The organism is Streptomyces sp. NPDC018000, assembly GCF_044328025.1.
Taxonomy (GTDB): Bacteria; Actinomycetota; Actinomycetes; order Streptomycetales; family Streptomycetaceae; genus Streptomyces.
Map to the genome: position 1 here is coordinate 1 of NZ_JBIRGM010000056.1, position 4,180 is coordinate 4,180.

Sequence of the window (4,180 nt, forward strand, 5' to 3'; positions counted from 1 at the left end):
ATCCTCGACGGCTGGAGCCTCGCCTCCACCCTCGCCGAAATCATCGACACCTACCACACCCTCCTCAACGGCAACACCCCATCACTCCCACCCCTGCGCTCCACCTACCGCGACTACATCGCAGCCGAACAAACCGCACTCACCACCCCCGCACACACCACCTACTGGCTGAACCTCCTCACCGACCGCCCCGACACCCGCCTCCCCCGCCACAGTGGCAACGGCGACTGCCTGCTCATCGGGGAACGGCTCGACGGCGAGGTGCATGAGCACGACGGCACCGGCGGGTACGGAGCGCTGGTCACCGTGGTGCCACCGGAGCTGCTGTCGGCGCTGGAGGACAGCGCCGCCCGGATCGGCGTGCCGTTCAAGGCCGTCGTCCTGGCCGCCCATGTGCGGGTTCTGAGCCTGATCACCGGCAGCGCGGACGTCGTCACCGGACTGTCGTCCAACGGACGGCTGGAGGAGACCGACGGCACGGAGGTCCGTGGGCTCTTCCTCAATTCGCTGCCCTTCCGGCTGCGGCTGCCCGACGGCAGCTGGGCGGATCTGGCGCGCGCCGTGTTCGATGCCGAACGGGAGATGCTGCCGCACCGCAGGTATCCCATGCCGGCGCTGCAACGTGCGCTGGGCGGCGACCCCCTGTTCGAGACCGGCTTCGTCTACAACCACTTCCGGCACGTGGACGAGCTGTCCGAGGGAGGCCGAGCCTCGGTCTCCGGGCCGCACGACGAGACGGCCGCCGGTGTAGCCCGGACCAGCTTCCCGCTGCATGTGGCCATGAGCCGCGAACCGGGCCTGGCCGGGATGCGGATGGAGCTGGAGTACGACGCCAGGGAGTTCCCCGCTGAGCAGATGCGTCTGATCCGCGACTATCACCTGCGGGCTCTGCGGGCGATCGCCGAGAATCCGGATGCCGCCCATCGACCGGCCGCCATTCTCGGTGAGGCCGAGCGGGCGCTGCTGGAGCGCTGGAACGGCAACGCCGCCGATGTCCCGTCCACGCCCGTCCACGAGATGGTCGAGGCGCGGGCGGCAGCGCAACCCCACCGCGTCGCGGTGGTCGCCGGGGAGCGGTCCCTGACCTACGGCGAGCTCGATGCGCGTGCCGACCGGCTGGCCCGTCATCTGCGCCGGCTGGGCGTCGGCCCCGAGGTGTTCGTCGGGGTCGGCCTGGACCGTTCCCCCGAACTGGTCGTCGGACTGCTGGCGGTACTCAAGGCCGGTGGGGCCTATGTACCGCTGGATGTCTCCTTCCCCGCGGCCCGGCTCTCGCACATGCTCCAGGAGGCGGACGTGCGGGTGGTCCTGACCGGGACGAGTACAACGGCACTGGTTCCGCAGGGGCCGTGGGAGACGGTCGACGTGGACACCGTCGTACTGCCCGAGGAGGCGCGGTACGACCGCGCTCCGGAGGCCGGTGCCGGGCCGGACAATGCCTGCTATGCCATCTTCACCTCCGGTTCCACAGGGCGGCCGAAGGGTGTGGTGACCCGGCACCGCAACGTGACCGAGCTGCTGCACGGCGGCGATGCGATGGAGCTGCGGGAGGACGACACCGTTCTCCAGATCGCGACGGTCGCCTTCGATGTCTCCACCTTCGAGATATGGGCGCCTCTGGCGGCGGGGGCCCGGCTCGTGCTCGCTCCGCCGGGACGGTACGCCCCGGCCGATGTGGCGGGCTGGGTGACGGATCACGGCGTGACGGTCCTCCACGCCACGGCCTCGCTGTTCACCCTGCTCGTGGACGAGCAGCCGCAGACGTTCGACGGACTGCGCCGACTGCTCACCGGAAGTGAGACGGTTTCCGCGCCGCACGCCGACCGGATCCTCGCCCGCTGCCCGGAGCTTGAGCTGGTCAACTGCTGGGGGCCGACGGAGACCACCACCTTCTCCGTCTGCGGAATCTTCACGGCCGACTCGCTCCCGACCGGCCCGCTGCCGCTCGGCACACCGCTGGCCAACACCGAGGTCCGGGTGCTGGACGAAGCCGGCCATCCCGTGCCCGTGGGCAGTCCGGGTGAGCTTTACGTGGCCGGGCCGTGCCTCGCACGTGGCTATCTCGGCAGACCCGCGCTGACCGCCGAGCGCTTCCTGCCGCATCCCTCCGTGCCGGGTGCTCGGCTGTACCGCACGGGTGACCGTGGGCGCTGGTCGGCCGACGGCCGGGTGGAGTTCCTCGGCCGCGTCGACCACATGGTCAAGATTCGCGGCTACCGGGTGGAGCCCGGCGAGGTGAGCGCGGCGATCGGCGCCCACCCGCGCGTTCGCCAGTGTGTCGTGACAGCGCCGCGGGACGCGTCGGGCCGGGCCGATCTGGTGGCGTACGTGGTGTGCGATGCCCCGGCGCCCGATGTGTCCGAACTGCGGTCGGCTCTGCGGGAGAGGCTGCCGGAGTACATGCTGCCGAGGGCGTTCGTGTTCCTCGACGCGTTCCCGCTGACGGCCCAGGGCAAGGTGGACCGCGGCAGGCTCCCCGCACCGTCCGGGGACCGGCCGGAGCTGTCGGCGCAGTACGTGGCGCCGCTGCCCGGCGTGGAGGAACGGCTGGCGGTGATCTGGCGTCAGGTCCTCGGGGTGGACAGGATCGGTCGGCACGACAACTTCTTCGACCTGGGCGGCGACTCGATCCGCAGCATTCAGGTGATCGGACGGGCCCGGGAGGAGGGTCTGCTGCTCACACTGCCCGTGCTGTTCCGGTCTCCGACACTCGCCTCGCTGGGCACCGAGGTGACTTCGGTGACGGACGACCTGCTCCGCGCACCGGCGGCGGAGCCGTTCGCCCTGTTGTCGGCGAAGGACCGGCAGGCGCTGCCGGAGGGGCTGGTGGACGCGTATCCGATGGCGGCCCTCCAGGTCGGCATGGTCTACGAAATGGAGATCGACCCGGACCGCAACCCGTACCACAACGTCAGCACGGTGCGGCTCGGCGAGCGGTTCGAGGAGGACGCCTTCCGGCGGGCCGTAGCGCTGACGGTGGGCCGCCACGACGTCCTGCGTACCTCGTTCGACCTGAGCGGATACAGCGAACCGGTGCAGCTCGTGCACGAGCGGGCCGAGCCGCTGCTGACCGTCGTCGATATACGGGGGCGGCACGACGGTGCGCAACGGGCGGCGGTGGAGGAGTGCGTCCGTGACGAACAGGACAAGGGCTTCTCGCTGGCGGTGGCGCCGTTGTTCCGGATGACCGTCCATGTGCTGTCCGACGATGCATTCCAATGGACCGTCACCGACCACCACGCCATCCTCGACGGCTGGAGCCTCGCCTCCACCCTCGCCGAAATCATCGACACCTACCACACCCTCCTCAACGGCAACACACCATCACTCCCACCCCTCCGCTCCACCTACCGCGACTACATCGCAGCCGAACAAACCGCACTCACCACCCCCGCACACACCACCTACTGGCTGAACCTCCTCACCGACCGCCCCGACACCCGCCTCCCCCGCCATACCACCGCTCTTCCCGACGGACTCGGGAGGCCGCGCAGCGAGGGCGAGGTGCACCGCAACGATGCGGAGCGCCGGCACGGGGAATTGGTCACGCCTCTGCCGGTCGGGCTGGGCAATGGTCTCAACCGGTTCGCCCGGCGTTGTGGGGTGCCGCTGAAGTCCGTGCTGCTGGCAGCACATCTGCGGGTGATGAGCCTGGTCACCGGCAGCCCGGACGTCGTCACGGGGCTGTCGTCCAACGGACGGCTGGAGGAGACCGACGGCACCGAGGTCCGGGGGCTCTTCCTCAACACTCTGCCGTTCCGGCTGGAGCTGCCGGAGGGCAGTTGGCGAGACCTCGTGCGCGCGGTGTTCGAGGCCGAGCAGGACATGCTGCCCCATCGCAGATATCCGATGTCCGCGATCCAGCGTGAACTGGGCGGGGAACCGCTTTTCGAGACCGGCTTCGTCTACAACCATTTCCGCCAGATCGACGCACTCGCCGGTGGGGCGGACGCGGATGACGATCGCGCCCGTACGACCGGAGGCGGGCGGACACACTTCCCGTTGCTGGTGGCCGTCAGCCAGGAACCCGGGCACCAGGGGCTGAGCCTGGAGATGGAGTACGACAGCGGCGAGCTGTCCTGCGTCCAGGTGGTGTTGATGCGGGATTACTACGTGCGGGTGCTGGAGTCGATGGTCTCCGAGCCGGACAGCCCGTTCGGGAACGTCGTCCTGCTCGGCG

Annotated in this window: 1 protein-coding gene; it reads left to right on the plus strand. The window is 69.8% G+C overall.

What is annotated here, in order from left to right; translation table 11 throughout:
* On the plus strand, positions 1 to 4,180 hold a 4,180-nt coding region (locus ACH4EW_RS32370; RefSeq protein WP_398263126.1), incomplete at both ends, for an amino acid adenylation domain-containing protein.